This window comes from Pseudomonas sp. R-28-1W-6, assembly GCF_009799925.1.
GTDB lineage: Bacteria > Pseudomonadota > Gammaproteobacteria > Pseudomonadales > Pseudomonadaceae > Aquipseudomonas.
The window spans coordinates 1-23642 of the sequence record NZ_WELK01000009.1; the positions used below are offsets into that span (position 1 = coordinate 1).

Annotated in this window: 20 protein-coding genes, 3 tRNA genes and 1 pseudogene; 16 read left to right on the plus strand and 8 right to left on the minus strand. The window is 65.1% G+C overall.

Annotated elements, in window-relative coordinates:
• Nucleotides 1–1534, minus strand: a 1534-nt coding sequence (locus F3I62_RS15355) for a bifunctional aconitate hydratase 2/2-methylisocitrate dehydratase (RefSeq protein ID WP_160490521.1), incomplete at its 3' end; no start/stop codon positions are given.
• 186 nt (nt 1535–1720) lie between these two features.
• Nucleotides 1721–2617 carry a methylisocitrate lyase gene (gene prpB / locus F3I62_RS15360; protein ID WP_160490522.1) on the minus strand — a complete coding sequence of 299 codons (897 nt, stop codon included), beginning with the start codon at nt 2615–2617 and terminating at the stop codon, nt 1721–1723.
• Between the two features lie 587 nt (nt 2618–3204).
• Between prpB and F3I62_RS15365 the strand changes: the two genes are divergently transcribed.
• Both F3I62_RS15365 and F3I62_RS15370 read left to right on the plus strand, forming a co-directional pair.
• The gene (locus F3I62_RS15365) at nt 3205–4389 is read left to right on the plus strand and encodes an acetyl-CoA C-acyltransferase family protein (protein WP_160490523.1); all 1185 of its coding nucleotides are present in this window, start codon (nt 3205–3207) and stop codon (nt 4387–4389) included.
• A gap of 137 nt (nt 4390–4526) precedes the next feature.
• Nucleotides 4527–6176, plus strand: a complete 1650-nt coding sequence (locus F3I62_RS15370; protein WP_160490524.1) for a fatty acid--CoA ligase — start codon at nt 4527–4529, stop codon at nt 6174–6176.
• Between the two features lie 152 nt (nt 6177–6328).
• On the opposite strand, the gene F3I62_RS20170 is transcribed toward F3I62_RS15370, so the two are convergent.
• Complete coding sequence (locus tag F3I62_RS20170; RefSeq protein WP_178122519.1) at nt 6329–6514, minus strand: hypothetical protein; 186 nt, start codon at nt 6512–6514, stop codon at nt 6329–6331.
• Nucleotides 6515–6876: 362 nt separating this feature from the next.
• Here F3I62_RS20170 and uvrY point away from each other — a divergent pair, with 362 nt between their 5' ends.
• The 8 genes from uvrY to F3I62_RS15410 all read left to right on the plus strand — a co-directional run bounded on the left by uvrY (nt 6877) and on the right by F3I62_RS15410 (nt 11908).
• The gene (gene uvrY / locus F3I62_RS15375) at nt 6877–7521 is read left to right on the plus strand and encodes a UvrY/SirA/GacA family response regulator transcription factor (RefSeq protein WP_160490525.1); all 645 of its coding nucleotides are present in this window, start codon (nt 6877–6879) and stop codon (nt 7519–7521) included.
• 81 nt (nt 7522–7602) lie between these two features.
• Complete coding sequence (gene uvrC, locus F3I62_RS15380; protein ID WP_160490526.1) at nt 7603–9441, plus strand: excinuclease ABC subunit UvrC; 1839 nt, start codon at nt 7603–7605, stop codon at nt 9439–9441.
• Nucleotides 9442–9474: 33 nt separating this feature from the next.
• Nucleotides 9475–10035 (plus strand): CDP-diacylglycerol--glycerol-3-phosphate 3-phosphatidyltransferase, encoded by a 561-nt coding sequence (gene pgsA, locus F3I62_RS15385; protein ID WP_160490527.1) that lies wholly within the window; start codon nt 9475–9477, stop codon nt 10033–10035.
• 65 nt (nt 10036–10100) lie between these two features.
• A tRNA-Gly gene (locus F3I62_RS15390) sits at nt 10101–10176 on the plus strand.
• Nucleotides 10177–10219: 43 nt separating this feature from the next.
• Nucleotides 10220–10293 (plus strand) — tRNA-Cys (locus F3I62_RS15395).
• Nucleotides 10294–10416: 123 nt separating this feature from the next.
• Nucleotides 10417–10503 (plus strand) — tRNA-Leu (locus F3I62_RS15400).
• A gap of 284 nt (nt 10504–10787) precedes the next feature.
• Nucleotides 10788–11522, plus strand: coding sequence for a DUF599 domain-containing protein (locus F3I62_RS15405; protein ID WP_160490528.1), 735 nt, complete (start codon nt 10788–10790; stop codon nt 11520–11522).
• Entirely contained in the window at nt 11519–11908 is a 390-nt protein-coding gene (locus F3I62_RS15410) for an MAPEG family protein (protein WP_160490529.1), read from the plus strand. Before F3I62_RS15405 ends, F3I62_RS15410 begins: the two co-directional genes overlap by 4 nt.
• Before the next feature lie 42 nt (nt 11909–11950).
• On the opposite strand, the gene F3I62_RS15415 is transcribed toward F3I62_RS15410, so the two are convergent.
• Entirely contained in the window at nt 11951–12241 is a 291-nt protein-coding gene (locus F3I62_RS15415; protein ID WP_160490530.1) for a hypothetical protein, read from the minus strand.
• A 188-nt stretch (nt 12242–12429) separates the two neighbouring features.
• Here F3I62_RS15415 and F3I62_RS15420 point away from each other — a divergent pair, with 188 nt between their 5' ends.
• The 4 genes from F3I62_RS15420 (at nt 12430) to htpG (ending at nt 16634) form a co-directional block, all read left to right on the plus strand.
• Complete coding sequence (locus tag F3I62_RS15420; RefSeq protein ID WP_160490531.1) at nt 12430–12903, plus strand: PaaI family thioesterase; 474 nt, start codon at nt 12430–12432, stop codon at nt 12901–12903.
• Nucleotides 12903–13349, plus strand: a complete 447-nt coding sequence (locus F3I62_RS15425; protein WP_160490532.1) for a PaaI family thioesterase — start codon at nt 12903–12905, stop codon at nt 13347–13349. Before F3I62_RS15420 ends, F3I62_RS15425 begins: the two co-directional genes overlap by 1 nt.
• A gap of 36 nt (nt 13350–13385) precedes the next feature.
• Nucleotides 13386–14630 carry an MFS transporter gene (locus F3I62_RS15430; protein WP_160490533.1) on the plus strand — a complete coding sequence of 415 codons (1245 nt, stop codon included), beginning with the start codon at nt 13386–13388 and terminating at the stop codon, nt 14628–14630.
• Between the two features lie 99 nt (nt 14631–14729).
• Complete coding sequence (htpG, locus tag F3I62_RS15435; protein ID WP_160490534.1) at nt 14730–16634, plus strand: molecular chaperone HtpG; 1905 nt, start codon at nt 14730–14732, stop codon at nt 16632–16634.
• An 84-nt stretch (nt 16635–16718) separates the two neighbouring features.
• On the opposite strand, the gene F3I62_RS15440 is transcribed toward htpG, so the two are convergent.
• From F3I62_RS15440 to F3I62_RS20565, 3 genes and pseudogenes are all read right to left on the minus strand, one after another.
• Complete coding sequence (locus F3I62_RS15440) at nt 16719–17579, minus strand: pirin family protein (protein WP_160490535.1); 861 nt, start codon at nt 17577–17579, stop codon at nt 16719–16721.
• 1 nt (nt 17580) lies between these two features.
• The gene (locus tag F3I62_RS15445) at nt 17581–17976 is read right to left on the minus strand and encodes an OsmC family protein (RefSeq protein WP_160490536.1); all 396 of its coding nucleotides are present in this window, start codon (nt 17974–17976) and stop codon (nt 17581–17583) included.
• Nucleotides 17977–18030: 54 nt separating this feature from the next.
• Nucleotides 18031–18915 (minus strand): annotated as a pseudogene (locus F3I62_RS20565) (methyl-accepting chemotaxis protein); the annotation flags it as partial.
• 944 nt (nt 18916–19859) lie between these two features.
• Here F3I62_RS20565 and F3I62_RS15455 point away from each other — a divergent pair.
• Together F3I62_RS15455 and F3I62_RS15460 are read left to right on the plus strand one after the other, a co-directional pair.
• A complete protein-coding gene (locus F3I62_RS15455) occupies nt 19860–20321 on the plus strand; it encodes a DUF3859 domain-containing protein (RefSeq protein ID WP_160490538.1) in 462 nt (153 codons plus the stop codon).
• 184 nt (nt 20322–20505) lie between these two features.
• Nucleotides 20506–22131: a methyl-accepting chemotaxis protein gene (locus tag F3I62_RS15460; protein WP_160490539.1), complete on the plus strand. Its 1626-nt coding sequence runs from the start codon at nt 20506–20508 to the stop codon at nt 22129–22131.
• Nucleotides 22132–22416: 285 nt separating this feature from the next.
• Here F3I62_RS15460 and fabB read toward each other — a convergent pair whose 3' ends face one another.
• On the minus strand, nt 22417–23634 hold the full coding sequence (gene fabB, locus F3I62_RS15465; RefSeq protein ID WP_160490540.1) for a beta-ketoacyl-ACP synthase I: 1218 nt from the start codon (nt 23632–23634) through the stop codon (nt 22417–22419).
• Between the last annotated feature and the right edge of the window lie 8 nt (nt 23635–23642).

The window sequence follows — 23642 nt, forward strand, 5'->3', positions numbered from 1 at the left end:
AACCGGCCGGGAAGGAGATGCCCATCGGGAAGCGGGTGTGCGAGTCGCCACCGGTACCGACGGTATCCGGCAGCAGCATGCGGTTCAGCCAGCTGTGGATGATGCCGTCGCCGGGCTTGAGCGACACGCCGCCGCGGTTGCGCATGAAGTCGGGCAGGCTGTGGTGGGTCTTCACATCCACCGGCTTGGGGTAGGCGGCGGTGTGGCAGAACGACTGCATCACCAGGTCGGCGGAGAAGCCCAGGCACGCCAGGTCCTTCAGTTCGTCACGGGTCATCGGGCCGGTGGTGTCCTGGGAGCCGACGGTGGTCATCTTCGGTTCGCAGTAGGTGCCGGGGCGGATGCCCTCGACGCCACAGGCGCGGCCAACCATCTTCTGCGCCAGGGTGAAGCCCTTGCCGCTGTCGGCCGGGGCTTGCGGCTTCTTGAACAGCGTGGACGGAGCCAGGCCCAGCTCGGCGCGGGCCTTCTCGGTCAGGCCACGGCCGACGATCAGCGGAATACGGCCGCCGGCGCGCACTTCGTCGAGCAGGACCTCGGTCTTCAGCTCGAAGCTGGCCAGCACTTCCTCGCTGCCATGCTTGCAGACCTTGCCGGCGTAGGGGTAGAGGTCGATCAGATCGCCCATGTTGAGCTTGGCCACGTCGAACTCGATCGGCAGGGCGCCGGCGTCTTCCATGGTGTTGTAGAAGATCGGCGCGATCTTGTTGCCGAAGCAGAAGCCGCCGGCGCGCTTGTTCGGCACGTTCGGGATGTCGTCGCCGAAGAACCACTGCACCGAGTTGGTCGCCGACTTGCGCGAGGAGCCGGTGCCGACCACGTCACCCACGTAGGCCACCGGGTAGCCCTTGGCCTTGACCGCGGCGATCTGCGCCAGCGGGCCGATGGCGCCGGGTTGCTGCGGTTCGATGCCGTCGCGGGCCATCTTCAGCATGGCCAGGGCGTGCTGCGGGATATCCGGGCGCGACCAGGCCTCGGTGGCCGGCGACAGGTCGTCGGTGTTGGTTTCCCCGGGCACCTTGAACACCGCCAGGGTGATCTTCTCGGCCAGCGGCGGGCGGTTCTGGAACCACTCGCCTGCGGCCCAGGAGGCCAGCACAGCCTTGGCGTTGGCATTGCCGGCCTTGGCCTTCTCGGCGACGTCGTGGAAGGCGTCGAACATCAGCAGGGTGTGCTTGAGTTGCTCGGCGGCCACCGCGGCCAGTTCGGCGTGATCGAGCAGCTCGACCAGGGTGGTGATGTTGTAGCCGCCCTGCATGGTGCCCAGCAGCTCGACGGCGCGGGTCTTGGAGAGCAGCGGGGAGCTGACTTCGCCCTTGGCCAGGGCAGAGAGGAAACCGGCCTTGACGTAGGCCGCTTCGTCCACGCCGGCGGGGACGCGGTCGGTGATCAGTTCGAGCAGGGTGGCTGCTTCGCCGGCCGGCGGGTTCTGCAGCAGCTCGACCAGGCTTGCGGTTTGTTCGGCGTTCAGCGCCAGGGGCGGCAGGCCCAGCTCGGCACGCTCTGCTACATGGTTGCGATAGGCTTCAAGCACGGTGTGTTCCTCGGGGCGGAAGGCCCGTGGTGGCGGGCCTGGGTCGATGAGTCGGAGTGCTGGCAGGGGGCCGTGCCAGGCACTCGGCTGTGCTGCTCTCCCTTCAGAGAGAGGGCTGGGGAGGGGCCGCCTTTCCGAGACAGTTATCCACCCTAACCCGCTCTCGGAAGGGAGAGCGGCGGGCAGTTACTTCTTGGCGGCGAACAGCGCGTCGAGGTGCTGCTCGAAGGCGTGGTAGTTGATGCGCTCGTACAGCTCCATGCGGGTCTGCATGGTGTCGATCACGTTCTTCTGCGTGCCGTCGCGGCGCAGCGCGGTGTAGACGTTCTCGGCCGCCTTGTTCATGGCGCGGAAGGCCGACAGCGGGTAGAGCACCAGGGACACGTCGACACTGGCCAGCTCTTCGGTGGTGTACAGCGGCGTGGCGCCGAATTCGGTGATGTTGGCCAGGATCGGCGCCTGGATTCGGTCGGCGAAGGTCTTGTACATCGCCAGCTCGGTGATCGCCTCCGGGAAGATCATGTCGGCGCCGGCCTCGATGCAGGCGGCGGCGCGATCCAGGGCCGAGTTGAGGCCCTCGACGGCCAGCGCATCGGTGCGCGCCATGATCACGAAACTGGGGTCGGTACGGGCATCCACCGCCGCCTTGATGCGGTCGACCATCTCCTGCTGGGAGACAATTTCTTTATTGGGGCGGTGGCCGCAGCGCTTGGCGCCGACCTGGTCCTCGATGTGGATGGCGGCGGCGCCGAACTTGATCATCGACTTGACGGTACGGGCCACGTTGAACGCCGAGCTACCGAAGCCGGTGTCGACATCCACCAGCAGCGGCAGGTCGCACACGTCGGTGATCCGGCGTACGTCGGTCAGTACGTCGTCCAGGCCGGTGATGCCCAGGTCCGGCAGGCCCAGGGAGCCGGCGGCCACCCCGCCACCGGACAGGTAGATGGCCTTGAAGCCGGCGCGCTTGGCCAGCAGGGCATGGTTGGCATTGATCGCGCCGACCACCTGCAGGGGATGTTCGCTGGCGACCGCATCGCGGAAACGCTGGCCGGGGGTATCGGGCTGGAATGCTTGGCTCATGACTCACCCTCTGGGTTCGGTTGTCTGCTGGTACATGCCTGGATGCAGGCGTTTGCTCATGGGATCCACGCGCCGGTTTCGCGGACGAAGGCACCTTGCTCCCTGCCGCGAAGACCCTGTGCACACGGCCTGGTGTCAACACATGGCGAAATTTGCTCGAAAAGTACCCAGCCGGAACCAGTTGGTCAATTGAAATATGAAAAATTGTCGACAATGTTGATGGGCGGCATCAGGTGTTGCACGGGTCAGCCGCTGATGACGGCACTGTGGTGCGCATAAACCCCAGTGTTTGCGGGGGTTGGGGAATGCGGCTGGCGCTTGGCGTCATGCGCCGTGCAAGGTGGTGATGGCTATTGTCGACAATCTGCAGGGGCAAGCGTCGCCCGTTGGGGCGGCGTTGCGGCAACTGCAGGGCCATTGGGCCTAATGCGCCCGGCTCAAGCCTATGTGTCATGAAATGGCTGTTGTTTGTCACTAAATGAAAAGCCGTTGAGGCGGGATGCCCCTAGATTGAGGGCGTTTTGCGCAAGCGGTGGCGGCAACCTGACCGGCCCGGGCGCAGCAACTGAATCCAACCGGAGTCCCCCATGTCTACGCCCGAAGTGTTTATCGTCAGCGCCGCCCGAACTGCAATCGGCTCCTTCGGTGGTGCGCTCAAGGACACCCCGCTGGCGCAACTGGCCACCACTGCCGTGCAGGCAGCGCTGCAGCGCAGCGGCTGTGCGCCCGAGCGCGTGGGCCATGTGGTGCTGGGCAATGTGATCCCGACCGAGACCCGCGATGCCTACCTGTCGCGGGTCGCCGCGATGGACGCCGGGATCCCCAAGGAAACCCCGGCGTTCAACGTCAACCGCCTGTGTGGTTCCGGCCTGCAGGCGATCATTTCGGCGGCGCAGAGCCTGCTGCTGGGCGAGTGCGAAGTCGCCATCGGCGGCGGTGCCGAGTCCATGAGCCGCGGCGCCTACCTGTTGCCCGGCGCACGTTGGGGCGGCCGCCTGGGCGACATGCAGGCGGTGGACTACATGCTCGGCATCCTGCATGACCCCTTCCAGCGCATCCACATGGGCATCACCGCGGAGAACATCGCCGAGCGCCTGGGCATCAGCCGGGAAGCCCAGGATGCCCTGGCCCTGGAGAGCCAGCAGCGCGCGGCCCGTGCCATTGGCGAAGGGCGCTTCGCCGGGCAGATCGTGCCGGTCGAGCTGAAAACCCGCAAAGGCGTGCAGCTGTTCGAGGTGGACGAGCATGTGCGTGCTGACGTTTCCCTGGAACAGCTGGCCGCGATGAAGACCGCGTTCAAGCCGGGCGGCACGGTCACCGCGGGCAATGCCTCGGGGCTCAACGACGGCGCGGCGGCCGTACTGCTGGCCACGGCTGCGGCGGTCAAGCACGACAACCTGCGCCCGCTGGCGCGCCTGGTCAGCTATGCCCATGCCGGGGTCGAGCCGGAGCTGATGGGCCTCGGGCCGATTCCGGCCACCCGCCTGGCATTGCAGCGCGCGGGCCTGACGGTGGCCGATCTGGACGTGATCGAGTCCAACGAAGCCTTCGCCGCCCAGGCCTGCGCCGTGGCCCGTGAGCTGGAGTTCGATCCGGCCAGGGTCAACCCCAACGGTTCGGGTATTTCCCTCGGCCATCCGGTCGGGGCGACCGGGGCGATCATCGTCACCAAGGCCATTCACGAGCTGCAGCGCATCCAGGGCCGTTACGCCCTGGTGACCATGTGCATCGGTGGCGGCCAGGGCATTGCCGCCATTTTCGAGCGCGCCTGACGCAGGCGCCCAGGCGGGCGCCACGCCGTGCCGAACATCTTGCGCCTTGGCTTGGCAACTGCCGCCAGGGCCGCCCTTGCGGGCCGGCGCGCCAGCGTCGCCCGAACCTCCATATGACCCATCCGGGAACTGCGACCATGCTGAAAACAAAAATAATGCCCGCCGCGCCGGGCGCCTACAGCTACCCCCTGCTGATCAAGAGCCTGCTGCTCTCGGGCCAGCGCTATGAGGCCGAGCAGGAAATCGTCTACGCCGACAAGCTGCGCTACAGCTATCGCACCCTCAACCAGCGAATCCGCCAGCTGGCCAATGCCCTGACCGCAGCCGGGGTCAAGGCCGGGGATACGGTGGCGCTGCTGGACTGGGACAGCCATCGCTACCTGGAATGCTTCTTCGCCGTGCCGATGATCGGCGCCGTGCTGCACACGGTGAACATCCGCATGTCCCCGGAGCAGGTGCTCTACACCATGAACCATGCCGAGGACGATCTGGTCCTGGTGCATGACGACTTCCTGTCGCTGCTGGAACCGATCCAGAATGAGCTGACCACCGTCAAGGGCTACATCCAGCTCACCGACGACTGCGCCAAGACCACCAGCCTGGCGGTGTGGGGCGAGTACGAGGCCCTGCTGGCCGACGCCTCGACGCACTACGACTTCCCCGATTTCGACGAGAATTCGGTGGCCACCACCTTCTATACCACCGGCACCACCGGCAACCCGAAAGGGGTGTACTTCAGCCACCGTCAGCTGGTGCTGCACACCCTCAATGCGGTCGGCACCCTGGGCGCCTATCGCGGCCTGCCGCTGCTGCGCTCCGACGATGTCTACATGCCGATCACGCCGATGTTCCACGTGCATGCCTGGGGCGTGCCCTACGTGGCCACCCTGATGGGCATCAAGCAGGTCTATCCCGGACGCTACGAGCCCAATGCCCTGGTCCGCCTGTACCGCGAGGAGAAGGTCAGCTTCTCCCACTGCGTGCCGACCATCCTGCAGATGATCCTCGCTTGCCCGGAAGCGGCGCAGACCGACTTCAGCGGCTGGAAGCTGCTCCTCGGCGGCAGCGCCCTGGCCCTCGGCATCGCCAACCAGGCCGCCAATCGCGGCATGCTGGTGCACGCCGGCTACGGCATGTCCGAGACCTGCCCGCTGCTGTGCACCACCTACCTGCGCGCCGCCGAGCTCGAACTGCCGATGGACGAGCAACTGCCCCTGCGGGTCAAGGCCGGCGTGCCGGTGCCGCTGGTCGATATGCGCATCATCGATGCCAATGGCCAGGACGTGCCGCACGACGGCGAGTCACTGGGCGAGATCGTGGTGCGTGCGCCATGGCTGACCCAGGGCTACCTGCACGAGCCGGAAAAGGGCGCCGAGCTGTGGGCGGGCGGCTGGCTGCACACCGGCGACATCGGCTCCATCGATGCCCGCGGCGGCCTGGAAATCAAGGACCGGATCAAGGACGTGATCAAGACCGGCGGCGAGTGGATCAGCTCCCTGGATCTGGAGAGCATGATCAGCGAACACCCGGCGGTCACCTCCGTCGCGGTGGTCGGGATTCCTGACGACCAGTGGGGCGAGCGGCCCATGGCCATGGTGGTCTGCGCCCACGCGACAGCGATCGACCAGGCCGAGCTGGAGCGCCATCTGCAGCAGTTCGTCGACAGCGGGCACATCAACAAGTGGGCGATCCCCAAGCAGATCAAGTTTGTCGCCGAGATTCCGAAAACCAGCGTCGGCAAGATCAACAAGAAGCTGATTCGGGAAAACGAGCTGGCGGGTCGCTGAGGATTTAAGCCTTCCCGGCTCTTAGCCCCCAAACCTCTGGTGCGGTACTTGGAAGGCGATCCGAAGGGATCGCCTTTTCTGTTTCCCGATTTTTCCCGCGCCCGGGTGAGCCCGGCGCCGCGAGCCCTTAATTTTCTGCATGGCGGGTCGCCTTATCCCTGTTGGATCATCAACAACCAGCGGGATACAGGCGCGATGCGAGAACACGAGCGGATCGTCTTTCGTTCCATGTTTCGGGTCAAGGCCAGGTTGCGCGGCAGCAGCGGGCGCAGCTGCTGCGCCACGGTCAGCGCCGACGGGTGACCTTCCTTGCGCAGGCGCTCCTTGACCACCGGCATGGCCTGCTGCAACTGGTTGAGCAGGTGGGTTCGACCAGCGCGCGCTGGTGCGCGCCGATCTGGAAGGCCTGATCGATCATCCGGAAGATATCTGAAGTTCTACACTTGCCTTGCCCCTCCGACTGTTTCAGGATCTTTACATGATCTGTGGTCGCCCGTTTCCGGTCTTTTTGCAACGAGCCACTGGAACAGCCGGAAAGGACTCCAGTAGAATCCGGCGCCCGCACAGCGCGTGAATTTTGCATCCATTCGCTGTGGCGTGGCTCATCGCCAAGCACGGTTTTCTGGCGTTTGCTTTCTGACGTAGTTGCGCCAAGCTTCATGGGTCGCACGTACGGCAGTGGGTTACAGCGAGGTGTCGCTTGATTAAGGTGCTTGTGGTCGATGACCACGATCTGGTTCGTATGGGCATTACCCGCATGCTGGCCGATATCGACGGCCTGCAGGTGATCGGGCAGGCGGACTCCGGTGAGGAGGCGCTGCACAAGGTCCGCGAACTCAAGCCGGATGTCGTGCTGATGGACGTCAAGATGCCAGGCATCGGCGGCCTCGAAGCCACTCGTAAACTGCTGCGCAGTTACCCCGACCTGAAAGTCATCGCCGTGACCGCGTGCGAGGACGACCTGTTTCCGACCCGCCTGCTGCAGGCCGGGGCCGCCGGTTACCTGACCAAGGGCGCGGCGCTGGAGGAGATGGTCCAGGCGATCCGCATGGGTTTTGCCGGGCAGCGCTACATCAGCTCGCAGATCGCCCAGCAGCTGGCGCTGAAGTCGTTCCAGCCGAACAACAGCGGTTCGCCGTTCGACCTGTTGTCCGAGCGGGAAATCCAGATCGCCCTGATGATCGCCAACTGCCAGAAGGTGCAGACCATCTCCGACAAGCTGTGCCTGTCGCCGAAGACGGTGAATACCTACCGCTATCGCATCTACGAGAAGCTCGACATCACCAGTGATGTGGAGCTGGCGCTGCTGGCCGTGCGCCACGGCATGGTCGATGCCATCAGCTGATCGCTTGCACGGAAATGGCTTCGGCAGGGCGCGTCGCGGACGTAAACTGTCTATCCCCAGCCATTTCCCCTGCCGCTTCCGATGACCGCTTCCAGCCCCGTCGTACCTTTCGATCCGAGTGCCTTCCTCGCCACCTGCAGTGGCCGTCCCGGCGTGTACCGGATGTTCGACGGCGAGGCCAAGCTGCTCTATGTCGGCAAGGCTTCCAACCTGAAGAAGCGCCTGGCTAGCTATTTCCGCAAGACCGGCCTGGCGCCGAAGACGGCGGCCCTGGTGGCGCGCATCGCGCAGATCGAAACCACCATCACCGCCAACGAGACCGAGGCGCTGCTGCTCGAGCAGACGCTGATCAAGCAGTGGCGGCCGCCGTACAACATCCTCCTGCGCGACGACAAATCCTATCCCTACGTGCTGCTGTCCGATGGCGAGTTCCCGCGCCTGGGCATCCATCGCGGGGCGAAGAAGGAGAAAGGCCGCTATTTCGGACCATACCCCAGCGCCGGGGCGATCCGCGAGAGCCTCAATCTGCTGCAGAAGACCTTCCTGGTGCGCCAGTGCGAGGACAGCTATTTCAGGAACCGCACGCGGCCCTGCCTGCAGTACCAGATCAAGCGCTGCAAGGGGCCCTGTGTCGGGCTGGTCGAGCCCGAGGAATATGCCGAGGACGTGCGCCACTCGGTGATGTTCCTCGAGGGACGCAGCAGCGCGCTGACCGACGAGCTGTCGGCCGCCATGGAGAAGGCGGCGATGAGCCTGGAGTTCGAGCGTGCCGCCGAGCTGCGCGACCAGATCGCCCTGCTGCGCCGCGTGCAGGACCAGCAGAGCATGGAGGGCGGCACCGGCGATGTGGATGTGGTCGCGGCCATGGTCAACCCGGGCGGCGCCTGCGTGCACCTGATCAGCGTGCGCGGCGGGCGGGTGCTGGGCAGCAAGAACTTCTTCCCTCAGGTGGGCATCGAGGAGGAGAGCGGCGCCGTGCTGGCGGCCTTCCTCGCCCAGTACTACCTGTCCAGCCATGAGCGCGATTTGCCCAGCGAACTGATCGTCAACGTGGTGCACGAGGATTTGCCGACCCTGGCGGCGGCCCTGGCCGAGCTGCGCGGGCGCGAACTGGCGATCAGCCACCGGGTGCGCGGCACGCGGGCGCGCTGGCAGCAGCTGGCGGTTACCAATGCCGAGCAGGCCCTGGGTGCGCGCCTGGCCAATCGGCAGCACGTGGCGGCGCGCTTCGAGGCCCTGGCCGAGGCGCTCGACCTGGATGAGCCGCCGCAGCGCCTGGAGTGCTACGACATCAGTCATTCCAGCGGCGAGGCGACCGTGGCCTCCTGCGTGGTGTTCGGCCCCGAGGGACCGCTCAAGTCCGACTACCGGCGCTACAACATCGAAGGGGTGACGGCCGGCGACGATTACGCGGCGATGCACCAGGCGCTGACCCGACGCTTCAGCAAGCTCAAGGACGGCGAGGGCAAGCTGCCGGACATCCTCCTGGTCGACGGCGGCAAGGGGCAGCTGGCCATGGCCCGCGAGGTGCTGCAGGAACTGGCAGTGCCCGAGCTGATCCTGCTTGGCGTGGCCAAGGGCGTGACGCGCAAGCCCGGCCTGGAGACCCTGTACCTGAACGATGCCGACCACGAATTCAGCCTGCCGGCCGATTCGCCGGCGCTGCACCTGATCCAGCAGATCCGCGACGAGGCGCACCGCTTCGCCATCACCGGCCACCGCGCGCGGCGCGGCAAGGCGCGGCGCACCTCCAGCCTGGAGGATGTCGCGGGCATCGGGCCCAAGCGCCGGCGCGAACTGCTCAAGCACTTCGGCGGCCTGCAGGAACTGAACCGCGCCAGCATCGAGGAAATCGCCAAGGCGCCGGGTATCAGCAAAAAGCTCGCCGAGTCGATTTATGCGGCCCTGCACAGCGAGTAGAATGCCGCTTCAACTCGCTGGCCTGTGGTCCCGATGAATATCCCAAACCTGCTCACCGTTCTGCGCGTCCTGCTGATTCCGGTCATCATCCTGCTATTCTATCTACCCTTCTCCTGGAGCTATCTGGCGGCCAGCGGCGTATTCGCCCTGGCGGCGATCACCGACTGGTTCGATGGCTACCTGGCGCGGCGCTGGGAGCAGAGCACGCCGTTCGGTGCCTTCCTCGACCCGGTGGCCGACAAGCTGATGGTGGCCGTGGCGTTGGTGCTGCTGGTGGAGGAACACGCCAGCTTCTGGCTGACTTTGCCGGCGGTGATCATCATTGGTCGCGAGATCGTGGTCTCGGCGCTGCGCGAGTGGATGGCCGAACTGGGCGCGCGGGCGCATGTGGCGGTGTCCAACCTAGGCAAGTGGAAGACGGCGGCGCAGATGGTGGCGCTGGTCATCCTGCTGGCCAATCCGCCGCTGCTGACGTTCTGGGTAGGCCTGGGCTTTGCGCTGCTGATCGTCGCTGCGGGCCTGACCCTGTGGTCGATGCTGCAATACCTGCTGGCGGCCTGGCCGCATCTCAGCATCACTGCCGAAAAGAAATAAACTTTTTTGAATCAAGGGGTTGACGGCCCGTTTTGAAAGTATAGAATGGCGCCCGTCACCAAGACGCGGGAATAGCTCAGTTGGTAGAGCACGACCTTGCCAAGGTCGGGGTCGCGAGTTCGAGTCTCGTTTCCCGCTCCAGTTTGTTGACGTTGACGCCGCTTATTGCGGCGTCTTCGTTTGAGGCCGATTAGCAGAGTGGTTATGCAGCGGATTGCAAATCCGCGTACATCGGTTCGATTCCGGTATCGGCCTCCAGTATAGAAAGCCCCGTAGATCACTGATCTACGGGGCTTTTTCTTTGCTGCCGATTAACTTCCGGCAGCCTTGCAGGGGCTGTGAGGGCTGTATATAGTCCAGCCCTCGCTTCACAGCGCTACCGCCCGAATGGCGAAATCGGTAGACGCAGGGGACTTAAAATCCCTCGCCAGCAATGGCATGCCGGTTCGAGTCCGGCTTCGGGCACCATCGAATTCCCCGCACTACGCCCGCCTTGCGCGGGCGTAGTCGTTTCTGCCCCCGGTTCTTGCCATGCAGCGGCATCGGGCGGTGCATACCTGCGCCGCGTCATCAGCAGGCTAATCCCGGCCTCGTGCAGTGCGCCGTCTTTTGCCATCGCTGCGCCAATACGCCCTGTGCGGGCGAGGTGAGCCAGCGACGCCAGCGAACCCGCCATGCGCCGCGTCGAATGCCGTCACCATCGGCCCCGGACTCGCTGGTTATAATCGGGCGCTGGATCATGAGGAGTCGGCATGCAGATCAACGCGCCTTATTTGCCGCACCTGCTGGCGGTGCTGTGGTTTCTACTGTGCTGGGGCGGCTACACCCAGTATGCGCTCTGGAGGGGCCGCGATACCCCCTGCCTGGCCAGCGTCCTGCACCTGTATCGGGAAGACTGGATGCGGCGCCTGCTGCTGCGCGATAACCGCATCGCCGATGCCAATGTGATCGGCAATCTGGAGCGTAACGCCTCCTTCTTCGCCTCCAGTACCCTGATCATTCTCGCCGGCATCCTCACCGTGCTGGGTGCCTCCGATCGGGCGGTCTCGTTGCTGGAGGATCTGCCGCTGGTACAGCCGGTCAGTCGCGAGTGGTCGGAGATCAAGCTGCTGTGCCTGGCCATGGTATTCGTCTACGCCTTCTTTACCTTCAGCTGGTGCATGCGCCAGTACAACTTCGCCGCGATTCTGGTGGGTTCGGCGCCGATGGTGGGGGAGCGCGATGTCACCGAACAGGAGCGCAAGGCATTTGCCACACGGGCGGCGCAGGTGGTGTCGATGGCCGCCAATCAGTTCAACCTGGGGCTGCGCGCCTACTATTTCGGCATGGCGATCCTGGCCTGGTTCATCAATCCCTGGTTTTTCATGCTGGTTACCGCGGGCGTGGTGCTGGTGCTTTATCACCGCGAGTTCCATTCCGACGTACTGGATGTGATGCTGTACACCCAGGCTCCGCTGCCGGAGTCGCTCAAGGAGAGAAGCGAATGACCCTGCCTTTCTGGTGCGTGTTGATCAGCGCGCTGCTGATTTTTCTGGCGAAGATCCCGGTGGCCAAGGCGATGAATGCCGCGGGTGGCTATGACAACCACCACCCGCGCGCCCAGCAGGCGCGGTTGACCGGCTTCGGGGCGCGCGCACTGGCGGCGCACCAGAACAGCTTCGAGGCCTTTCCGCTGTTTGCCGTGGGGGTGCTGATGGCCCATGTCACCCAGACCCATGGCCAACTGGTGAATATCCTGGCGGTGACCTTCGTGGTGGCGCGGGTGCTCTACCTGGTGCTGTACTGGGCCGACCTGCACTGGCAGCGCAGCCTGGTCTGGGTGGTCGGCCTGCTCTGCAGCCTGTTGTTGATGCTCAGCCCGGCGTTGGGCTGAAACAAAAAAGCCCGCGCAAGCGGGCTTTTTCGTGGAGCGGGTTTACTGGTTGTCGACGGCGTCCTTGGCTTCGTCGCCGGCATCCTGAATGGTCTCGGCCGCATCATCGGCCGCGTCCTGGAACTTTTCGCCGGTGGTGGGCTCGGTGCCCATCACCTGATCGGCTTTCTGTTCGATAGCCGCGCCGGTGTCCTTGGCCGCGTCACCCAGCGACTCCATGGCTTCGGATGCCGACTCCTTGGCCGACTCCATCTTGTCTTCCGGGGTCTTCTCGCAGGCGGCCAGGCCAAGCATGGCGGCAAGGAGCAGGGCATAGGTAAAGGGTTTCGACATGGTTGGTACTCCTTAGGGGCTTTCCTGGCGAGGACTATCCTCGTGACAGTGCTAAGACGGTGGTGGAGTGGCCAAAGTTCCGCGGGATCCGGCCAAACATACTCTGAATCCACGTTCAATTGCTGTGTGCCCGCGTCGGCGAGCGGGTATGATGCGCCCCTTTTCGAGCCATCGCCGGGAGTGCTGTCGTGAGCGATAACCCTGTTCTAGAGCGCGCCCAGCGCTTTCTGTCGGCCTTGCGCCATTGCCAGGTGCTGGGCATTGCCGTGCATGCGGCCAAGCCCGAGGGCCTGACCCTGCACTTGCCCTACAGCACGCAGATCATCGGCAATCCGGAAACCGGGGTGATCCACGGCGGGGCCATCACCACACTGATGGATACCACCTGCGGCATCTCCACCGTGTGCGTGCTGCCGGAGTTCGAGATCTGCCCGACCCTGGACCTGCGCATCGACTACATGCGCCCGGCCCAGCCGCACAAGGATGTCTACGGTTTCGCCGAGTGCTACCGGGTCACCGAGAACATCATCTTCACCCGTGGCTATGCCTATCAGGACAGCCCGGACGAGCCGATCGCCCACGTGGTGGGCGCGTTCATGCGCATGGGCAAGGGTGCCCAGGGCGACAGCGAACTCAAGCGCAATATCCAGGGAGGTGCCTGATGGCCGCGCTGAACCTCAATACCCTGGTGCGCCAGGCGCACGAGAAGAACGACTACGACAGCCTGATCAGCCTGATTCCCTACGCCAAGCTGATCGGCATCGAATGCCTGCGCCTGGGCGATGACATGGTGTTCCGCCTGCCGGCGAACAAGGACAACATCGGCAACCCGATTCTGCCGGCGCTGCACGGCGGGGTGATCGCCGGTTTCATGGAACATGCCGCCATGCTCCATCTGCTGATGTTCATGGGCATTCCACATTTGCCGAAAATCATCGACTTCTCGATAGATTACCTGCGTGCCGGTCATTATCGTGACACCTACGTGCAATGCCAGGTCTGGCGGCAGGGGCGGCGCGTCGCCAACGTCGCGATCACGGCCTGGCAGACCAATCAAACCGAACCGATTGCCACCGCTCGTGCGCACTTCAAGGTCGACGAGCCCTGAGTGGGCGCGGGCACCTAGAAGAATAAGGAATCCTCAATGGATGCGTTGCTGATCCTCGGCGGCCTGCTGCTGATGCTCACCGGCCTGGTCTGGCTGGTCATGCGGGCCTTCGGCACCAGCCTGCTGTGGGGCTGGGGCAGCCTGTTGCCGCCACTGACGCTGGTCTATGTGCTGCGTCACTGGCGGGTTGCCCGCGGCGCCGTGGGGCTGCTGGCCCTGGGCTGCATCCCGCTGGTGGTGGGCCTGGTGCTGCTGGCCAGCAAGGATGCGGCGCGCTTGGAGGCGATCCTCAGCCTCGACTGGCTGAAAGCCGAGCAGCGCGCGCCGGCTGAACTGGATATCCGCCTGCATGGCGAACTGAACGGCCAGCCATTCCTGCCGCAACATGCCGAGCTGATCGATGGCGTGCTCAGCCTGCGCGAGGGCGAGGACTTCTTCGCCAGCCGCGAAGTGAAGATTCGCCTGCCGCAAGGGCTCGTGGCGCCCATTCGCCTGGACGTACTGCCGGCGGACCAGGGCAGCCTGCCCGAGGTGGAAGTCAGCTGGCTGCTGCCCGAACAGGATCTGCCCGAGGCGCGCCGCCTGAGCAAGGGCTACACCCTGCACCTGGACCTGCAGGCACTGCCGCCCAACAAGCTCAATGGCGATTTCCACCTGGTGCTGCCGCCGCAGTACGCCACCACCCTGAGTGGCCGCCTGGAGCTGTTCAGCGACCGTCTGCGCTACCGCGATGGCCGGCTGGATACCTCGTTCGATTCGCAGGAAACCCTGGCCCGGGTGATCGAGGACTACCTGCAGCGGCGCTTCGTGACCCGCCTGGTGCAGTTGTCCGAGGTGCCGCTGGTGAGCTTTCCGCTCGAGCGTGCGCCGCTGAGCCTGACGGCCACGATCAATGGCCAGGAACAGCGCCTGCAGCTGGTGCTGGTGAAGGGCGCACGTGGCTGGCAGGTCGACGGCGATCGCTATCCGGCGTTGCCGCAGCCCAGCACGGCGCAGGCCGCCCCCGCGGCGGTGAGCACAGCGCCTGCGAGCGAGCCGAGCCAGGTTCAGGTGGATCGCCGCCAGCGTTTCTCCCTGCTACGCCTGCTGAGTGCGCCGCAGCAGTACCAGAATCTCAACATGCGCATCACCAAACTCAGCGGGGGCTCGGCCGAAGGGCGCTTCGCCGGCCTGGGCGAGGATGGCAGCATCCGCCTGAGCCAGCAGCGCGGCGGTGCCGGGCAGGCCACCTTCACCCTGCATCCGGATGAAATCAGCCGGGTCGAGCTGCTCGAACCCTGACCCGGCTTTGCCCCAAGCCCTTGAAATTCATTCTGAAGTCCCCATCTGCATGACATCCGCCGCGTTTGCGGCCTGTCCTGCATGTGGAGTTAGACGACCATGAGTGTGGAAACTCAAAAAGAAACCCTGGGCTTCCAGACCGAGGTGAAGCAGCTGCTGCACCTGATGATCCATTCGCTGTATTCGAACAAGGAAATCTTCCTTCGCGAGCTGATTTCCAACGCCTCGGATGCCGCCGACAAGCTGCGCTTCGAGGCACTGGCCAAACCGGAGCTGCTCGAGGGCGGCGCCGAGTTGAAGATCCGCCTGACCTTCGACAAGGACGCCAAGACCGTCACCCTCGAAGACAACGGCATCGGCCTGAGCCGCGAGGAGGCCATCGCCCACCTCGGTACCATCGCCAAGTCCGGCACCGCCGACTTCATGAAACACCTCACCGGCGACCAGAAGAAGGACTCGCACCTGATCGGTCAGTTCGGCGTGGGTTTCTACAGCGCCTTCATCGTCGCCGACAAGGTTGACGTATACAGCCGTCGCGCCGGCCTGGCCGCCAGCGAAGGCGTGCACTGGTCGTCGAAAGGCGAGGGTGACTTCGAAGTCGCCACCGTCGAGAAGGCCGAGCGCGGCACCCGCATCGTTCTGCACCTGAAGGCCGGCGAGGAAGAGTTCGCCGACGGCTGGCGCCTGCGCAACATCGTCAAGAAGTACTCCGACCATATCGCCCTGCCGATCGAACTGCCCAAGGAGTTCCACGGCGAAGAGAAGGACAAGCCGACCGAGGTCGAGTGGGAAACCGTCAACCGCGCCAGCGCGCTGTGGACCCGTGGCCGCACCGAGGTCAAGGACGAGGAGTACCAGGAGTTCTACAAGCACGTCGCCCACGACTTCGAAAACCCGCTGAGCTGGAGCCACAACAAGGTCGAAGGCAAGCTGGAATACACATCCTTGCTCTACGTGCCGGGCCGTGCGCCGTTCGACCTGTACCAGCGCGAAGCGCCGCGCGGCCTCAAGCTGTACGTGCAGCGCGTGTTCATCATGGACCAGGCCGACGAGTTCCTGCCGCTGTATCTGCGCTTCATCAAGGGCGTGGTCGATTCCAACGACCTGTCGCTCAACGTGTCCCGCGAGATTCTGCAGAAAGACCCGGTCATCGACTCGATGAAGTCGGCGCTGACCAAGCGCGTGCTGGACATGCTGGAGAAGCTGGCGAAGAACGAGCCCGAGCAGTACAAGACCTTCTGGAAGAACTTCGGCCAGGTGCTCAAGGAAGGCCCGGCGGAAGACTTCGCCAACAAGGAGAAGATCGCCAGCCTGCTGCGTTTCGCCTCCACCGGCGACGACTCCGGCGAGCAGTCCGTGGCCCTGGCCGACTACCTGGCCCGTGCCAAGGAAGGCCAGGACAAGATCTACTTCCTCACCGGCGAAACCCATGCCCAGGTGAAGAACAGCCCGCACCTGGAAGTGTTCCGCAAGAAAGGCATCGAAGTGCTGCTGCTCACCGACCGCATCGACGAGTGGCTGATGAGCTACCTGAGCGAGTTCGACGGCAAGAGCTTCGTCGATGTGGCCCGCGGCGACCTCGACCTCGGCAAGCTGGACTCGGAAGAGGACAAGAAGGCCCAGGAAGAAATCGCCAAGACCAAGGAAGGCCTGGTCGAGCGCCTCAAGAGCGCCCTCGGCGAGCAGGTGGCGCAGGTGCGCGTGTCCCATCGCCTGACCGACTCGCCGGCGATCCTCGCCATCGGCGAGCAGGATCTCGGCCTGCAGATGCGCCAGATCCTCGAAGCCAGCGGGCAGAAGGTGCCGGAGTCCAAGCCGATCTTCGAGATCAACCCGGCCCACCCGCTGATCGAGAAACTGGACGGCGAGCCGGACGAAGAGCGTTTCGCCGACCTGTCGCACATCCTCTTCGACCAGGCCGCCCTGGCCGCCGGCGACAGCCTGAAGGACCCGGCTGCCTACGTGCAGCGCCTGAACAAGCTGCTGGTGGAACTTTCCGCCTGATGCTTGCCGTGTGAAGACAAGGCCCGCAGCAGCGGGCCTTGTTGTTTATGCGGGCTGACGCTACCGGCCGGCCTGGTTCACGCGCTAGCTCGGCAACTCGATGCGTGCGGTTTCGCCGGGCACCTGCGGCCAGTCGCCGCTGGCCCAGCGCTGCTTGGCCTGTTCCAGCAGCGCCGGGTCGCCGGCGATGAAGTTCCAGTACATGCGCCGTGGCCCCAGCGGTTCGCCGCCGATCAGCGCCAGGTGGCATTCGCCGCAGGCGCTCAGCAGCAGTTCCTCGCCTTCGGGCAGCACGGCCAGGCCGCGCAGCGGCAGCTCGTCATCCTCCAGCCTGGCCTCGCCGTCGATCAGGTACAGCGCCCGCTCGCGCTGCTCGGCCGGGATCAGCAGGCTGGCGCCGGCCTGCAGCTTGAGTTCGGCGTAGAGGGTGGGCGAGCGCACCGGGACCGGCGACTGCAGGCAGAAGCCGCTGCCGGCGATCAGGGTGATCTGCACGCCCATGGCTTCGCTGCGCGGCAGGCTGGCGGCGGGGTGATGGCTGTAGCTCGGTTCGCCCTGTTCCTCGACCTGCGGCAGGGCCAGCCATACCTGCAGGCCGTGCAGGCGCGAACCGCTCTGGCGCAGCGCTTCGGGCGTGCGTTCGACATGCGCCACGGCGCGGCCGGCGGTCATCCAGCTGACATCGCCGGGCTGCACGCGCTGGTCCGAGCCGAGGCTGTCCTTGTGCTGCAGCTCGCCCTCGAACAGGTAGGTGAGGGTGGACAGGCCGATATGCGGGTGCTGGTTGATGTTCATCCCACTGCCGGCCGGGTAGTCCTTCTCCAGCATATGGTCGAAGAATACGAAGGGCCCGACGCTGCGGCATCTGGCCGAGGGCAGGGGGCGCAGGATCGGTTGCCCTGCGATGTCTTCCGCGCGTGGCTGGATCAGCAGCAGGCCGGCCATCTCAGGCCTCGCCGAGGCGGGTGGTGATCTGCACCTCGCTGCTGGTCACCAGCTTTTGCACCGGGCACTTGTCGGCGATGCGCAGCAGCTGCTGGCGCTGCGCATCATCCAGGGCGCCGTGCAGGTCCAGTTGCACGGCCAGGCGATAGCGGCCCTGGCGCTCCTCGCTGTCGTCGCGGCTGACCTGTACCTCCAGGCTCTCCAGCGGCAGGCCTTTCTGCCTGGCATAGAGCATCAGGGTCAGCGCCTTGCACGCGCCGATGGCGGCATCGAACAGGTCGTGGGGTTCCGGGGCGGAGGCATCGCCGCCCAGCTCGACGGGGACGTCGCTGTGCAGCAGGTGCTCACCGATTTCGATGCTGTGACGCAGGCCGTTCTCTGTGCGGATGCGGATCATGGCTATTCCTGGGCTGACGGGTCGAAGCCACCAGCCTAGCCCAGGCGTGGGCCGTCAGACCAGCACGGAAAGGCGCACGTCGGCACCGAGTACCCGCTGCAGGCGGCCATCCGGGCCGAGAATGGGCACCGACACGGTGAAGCAGAACTCGTCGGTGGCCGAGGAGCGGTAGACCGGGGTGATATGGCTGCGCAGGTTTTCGGCCACCGCGCGGAACCAGGGGCGCTGGCTCCAGTTGCGCCCGCGGCAGGACGCCGTGTCCTGATGCGGCATGTCGCTGGCGAAGATGTTCTCCGAAAGCTGCACGCCGTTGCCGTCGACCAGGTAGAACAGCTCGAAGCGCGGATCGCGGCGCAGGGTGTCGGCGAGCAGGCGCTCGGCCGCGCCGATGTCGCCGCCGAGCTGGCCGTGGCCGGCCAGCTGCTCGACGCTGGCCTGCACCGCGCGGTGCAGTTCCAGGCGGAAGTCGCCGAGCCCCTGCAGCAGGCGGTCGCCGTCCTCGCGCACGGCCTGGCTGTGGCGCAGCACCTGGTCGGCCTTGCCGAGCAGGTCGCCGGCGACCTGGGCGATCTGCTGCACGTCGCCATTGATCGAGCGCACGGCCTGGCCGATCTGCTCGGTGCCGGTGGCGATATGGCCGACCCGCTCGTCGAGACGGTCCATGGCCTGGCGCGTGCTGTCCAGGCCGGCGCCGACCTGCAGCATGCCCTGGCGGCCATCGTCGACGGCCTGGTGCATGCGCTCGCCGGCATTGCTCAGCTGCTGCATGCCGGCATGGAAACGCTCGATGATGCTGCTGACCTGGCCGGTGGCCTCGGTGGTGTGGCCGGCCAGGCGCCGCACTTCCTCGGCCACCACGGCGAAGCCGCGGCCGTGCTCGCCGGCGCGCGCGGCCTCGATGGCGGCATTGAGGGCGAGCAGGTTGGTCTGCTGGGAGATGCTGGCGATCACGCCGATGACCTTGCTGACTTCCTCCAGCTGCGCGCCGAGGTTGCCGATCACCTGGCTCAGGTCGGTCTCGCACAGGCCGATGGCCTCGACCTGGCGCAGCACGTCCTGGCCGCTCTGCTGGCACTGGCGCAGGGTGCTGGACACCTCGCCGGAGAGCCGGGCGACTTCCACGGTGCCGGGTACCAGTTCGGCATCCAGGGTGGTGGTGACCTGCTCGCTGGCGCTGGCGATCAGCTCCGAGGATTGCGCCAGGCTCTGTCCGCTCTCCTGGTTGGCGCTGGCGATGCTGGCCAGCTGCGGGGCATGGGCGGCGATGCCGACGGCGGCGCCGAGGCTGGTGCGGATGCGCTGGTGCAGGCCATCGCTGAAGCGATTGAGGCGCCCCATCCAGGCCTGGCTCTCCGCCAGGCGGCTGGTCAGGTCGTGCTGGTTGAACAGTGCGCTGAGGGCTTCTTCGTCGCGAAGGCGCTGAGCGGGTTTGCGCAGTAACTGCAGCATGATGATCTCCCTGAATGGTCTGCAGGGAGCTGTGCAAGCACGGTGCCACTATCTGCGAAGCCTGTCACAAGGTTGGCGCCGAAAATCCGCCTGATCGATTGCCTTGGGTTGGTGCAACTGCTTGATGCTGTTCTATTTTGGTGCGACCGGCTGGTGCCACGGTTCTCCGCGCGAGAAGGGCGTCAGCATCGACAGATGGAGGTTCTTCAGCGGTATCACCAGGCGTTCGCCCGCCGGCAGCGCGGCGTTGCTCAGTAGCATGAGCAGGACGAGATCGGGCGCTCCATGGCGCTGGCGAGTGCATGCATGAAGGCCGCCCACTGCCTGTGCCAGGCCTCGGCTTGTGGCCGGGCAGCAACAGTCGGCTGCGCAGTTGTCATCAGCCTGTCATGCATCCGTCATAGGCTCGCGCCATCCCAATCAAGGAGCGCGAAATGAAAGTGTTCAGCCTGACGGCATTGGCACTGGGCCTGGCTTCCAGCCTGGCGCTGGCCGATGTGCGTGTCGAAGGACCGATCGAGTACGGTGTGTTCGCCACCCAGTTCAAGGACACGCAGCCGGGGGAGCGGGTGCTGACCCGGGCCAACCAGCAGATCGAACAGACCGATGAGGTGCCGGCCCGCCTCGGTACCAAGTTCGGCGTGCGTTATCGCCTGTCCGGCAAGACGGAAACCGGCGAACCGCTGACACTGATGTATTTCACCCCGGGCCTGATTGGGCCGGACGGGCGTCGCCAGGACAAGATCGAAGTGGTGCAGAAACTGGCCGCCGGTGCCGAGCAGGACGTGATGGCCTACGAGTTCACCGAGCGCTACGAAGCGGTGCCCGGCGAGTGGCAGTTCATGGTGTTCCAGGGCGATCGCAAGCTGGTCGAACAACGCTTCCAAGTGCGTTGAGATTAGTTGCCATCAACAGAACCCGGGCATGGCAGTGCCCGGGTTTTTTTATGCGTGGCTCATTCAAGCCCCGGGTGCACTAGTCGATAAGTTGAATAGAAGTCGAGCGCGACTCCATTTAAGTTGATCTTAAGAATCGACGCCTATCTTTCCTCACTCGCAATTAGTCTCCAGGTGCACGCCCATGTCTTTGAGAAATATGAAAATCGCAACTCGTTCCGGGTTAGGTTTCGCAGTCCTTGCCTTGCTGGTTCTGGTTGTCGGTGGTTTCTCGCTGATGCAGATGAATCGCATGAACAAGCAGTCCAGCGAAGTCAACGAAATCTGGGTTCCCGCCATTCTCGCGCTGGATGAGATGAGCCAGGATTTTCTGCGGGTTCGCGCCTTGACCCTGCGTCTGTTGCTGATCCGCGATGAGCAGGCCATGCATGCCAATGAGCAGCGCGTGGAGGAAATGAAGCAGGCCATGGATGCGGCGCAAGTCCGCTACGAAGCCTTGATCACCTTGCCGGAAGAGCGGGTGGCCTACGAGAAGTTCAAGACGGCAAAGGATCTGTATATGCGCGAGCAGATGCGCATCATGGATTATTCGCGCAAGGACATGCTGGACGAGGCGCTGGCCGTCGCCGGCGGGGAACTCAACCAGCATGCCGACCAGGTCGCCCGCGAGCTGGTGGTGCTGACCAAGCTGAACACCGACGGCGTCACCGCCGCCGCCAAGCAGACCGAAGCGGTGTTCAACAGCGCCACCCAACTGGTGATTCTGCTGCTCGTGGGTGCGATTGCCGCCACCATCTTCCTGGCCCTGATGCTCACCCGCAGCATCGTCCGGCCGCTGACCCAGGCGGTGGAGGTGGCCAACGTGGTGGCCTCCGGCGACCTGAGCCAGACCATCCAGATCGAGGGCGAAGATGAGCCCGCGCAGCTGCTGACCGCCCTGCGCAGCATGCAGCAGAGCCTGCGAACCACCATCCAGAGCATTTCCGATTCGTCCAACCAGTTGGCCTCGGCCTCGGAAGAGCTGCATGCGGTGACCGAGGACTCCACCCGCGGCCTGCACCAGCAGAACAACGAAATCGAGCAGGCGGCGACCGCGGTCAACGAGATGACCGCGGCGGTGGAAGAGGTGGCGCGCAATGCGGTGAGCACCTCGGAAGCCTCCAAGGAGACCGATCAGACCGCCCAGCAGGGCCGCGAGCAGGTGCGCCAGACCGTCGATTCGATCAGCCACCTGGCCGCGGATGTGACGGCCACGGCCGACGAGGTCGAGCAATTGGCCAGCCGGGTGCGCGACATCAGCCAGGTTCTCGACGTGATCCGCTCCATCGCCGAACAGACCAACCTGCTCGCCCTCAACGCGGCGATCGAGGCGGCCCGTGCCGGTGATGCCGGCCGCGGCTTTGCCGTGGTGGCCGACGAGGTGCGTGCCCTGGCCCATCGCACGCAGCAGTCGACCCAGGAAATCGAACAGATGATCGGCGGCATCCAGCAGGGCACCGAGCGCTCGGTGACCTCCATGCAGAACAGCAATCTGCGCGCGCGCTCGACCCTGGAAGTCGCCCGCGAAGCCGGGGTGGCGCTGGAGAACATCACCCAGGCCATCGCCTCGATCAACGAGCGCAACCTGGTGATCGCCAGTGCCTCGGAAGAGCAGGCCCAGGTCGCCCGCGAGGTCGACCGCAACCTGGTGAACATCCGCGACCTGTCGCTGCAGACCTCGGCCGGCGCCAACCAGACCAGTGCGGCGAGCCAGGAGCTGTCGCGGCTGGCAATCGACATGAACAACTTGGTGGCGCGCTTCCGCATCTGAGGCGTGGTGTCCGGCCTGCTGGCATGTTTGCAGCGGGCCGCGACCGTTTGTGCAGGCGGGAACCGGGCGATGTTGGTTCACGGGCTCGTTGCAGCGAGCGGCAGCCCATGAACAGACGCTGCGGCCCCTTGATGTTCGATGCAGGCCGCCATTCTGTGGGAGCGGCTCTAGCCGCGAAAGATCCCCGGATGCCTGGATAAACCCGCTCCCGCCAAACCCCGTGTGCTGATGCAGCACCAATGAAAACGGCGCCCTGAGGCGCCGTTTTCATCTGTGGTGAATCACTCAGCCTTTGTAGCGCTGCATCACCAGGGTGGCGTTGGTGCCGCCAAAGCCGAAGCTGTTGCTCATCACGGTGTTCAGCTCGGCATTCTCGCGGGTCTGGCGCAGGATCGGCATGTCGGCCACTTCCGGGTCCAGTTCGTCGATGTTGGCCGAGCCGGCGATGAACTTGCCTTCCATCATCAGCAGGCAGTAGATCGCTTCCTGCACGCCGGCGGCGCCCAGCGAGTGACCGGACAGGCTCTTGGTCGAGCTGATCGGCGGCGCCTTGTCGCCGAACACCTCGCGTACGCCGCGGATTTCCGCGACATCGCCCACCGGGGTGGAGGTGCCGTGGGTGTTCAGGTAGTCGATCGGGCCGTTGACGGTGGCCAGGGCCTGGCGCATGCAGCGCACCGCGCCTTCGCCGCTCGGCGCGACCATGTCGTAGCCGTCGCTGGTGGCGCCGTAACCGACGATTTCCGCGTAGATCTTGGCGCCGCGCTTGAGGGCGTGCTCCAGTTCCTCGACCACCACCATGCCGCCGCCACCGGCGATGACGAAACCGTCACGCTTGGCGTCGTAGGCGCGCGAGGCCTTCTCCGGGGTGTCGTTGTACTGGGTGGAGAGGGCGCCCATGGCGTCGAACAGGCAGCTCTGGCTCCAGTGTTCTTCTTCACCGCCACCGGCGAAGACGATGTCCTGCTTGCCCAGCTGGATCTGCTCCATGGCCTGGCCGATGCAATGCGCGCTGGTGGCGCAGGCCGAGGAGATGGAGAAGTTCACGCCCTTGATCTGGAACGGCGTGGCCAGGCAGGCCGACACCGTGCTGCCCATGGTGCGTGTGACGCGGTATGGGCCGATACGCTTGACGCCTTTCTCGCGCAGGGTATCGATGGCTTCCATCTGGTTCAGGGTCGAAGCCCCGCCGGAGCCGGCGATCAGGCCGGTGCGCGGGTTGGAGACCTGCTCGGGAGTGAGCCCGGAATCCTTGATCGCCTGTTCCATCGACAGGTAGGCGTAGGCCGCGGCATCGCCCATGAAGCGCAGGATCTTGCGGTCGATCAGTTCCTCGAGGTTGAGATCGACCGAGCCGGATACCTGGCTACGCAGACCGTGTTCAGCGTAGGCCGGATTGAAGCGGATACCCGCCTTGCTGGCACGCAGGCTGGCGGAAACGGTGTCTTTGTCATTGCCCAGGCAGGAAACGATGCCCAGACCGGTGATCACGACGCGGCGCATGGCGAAAA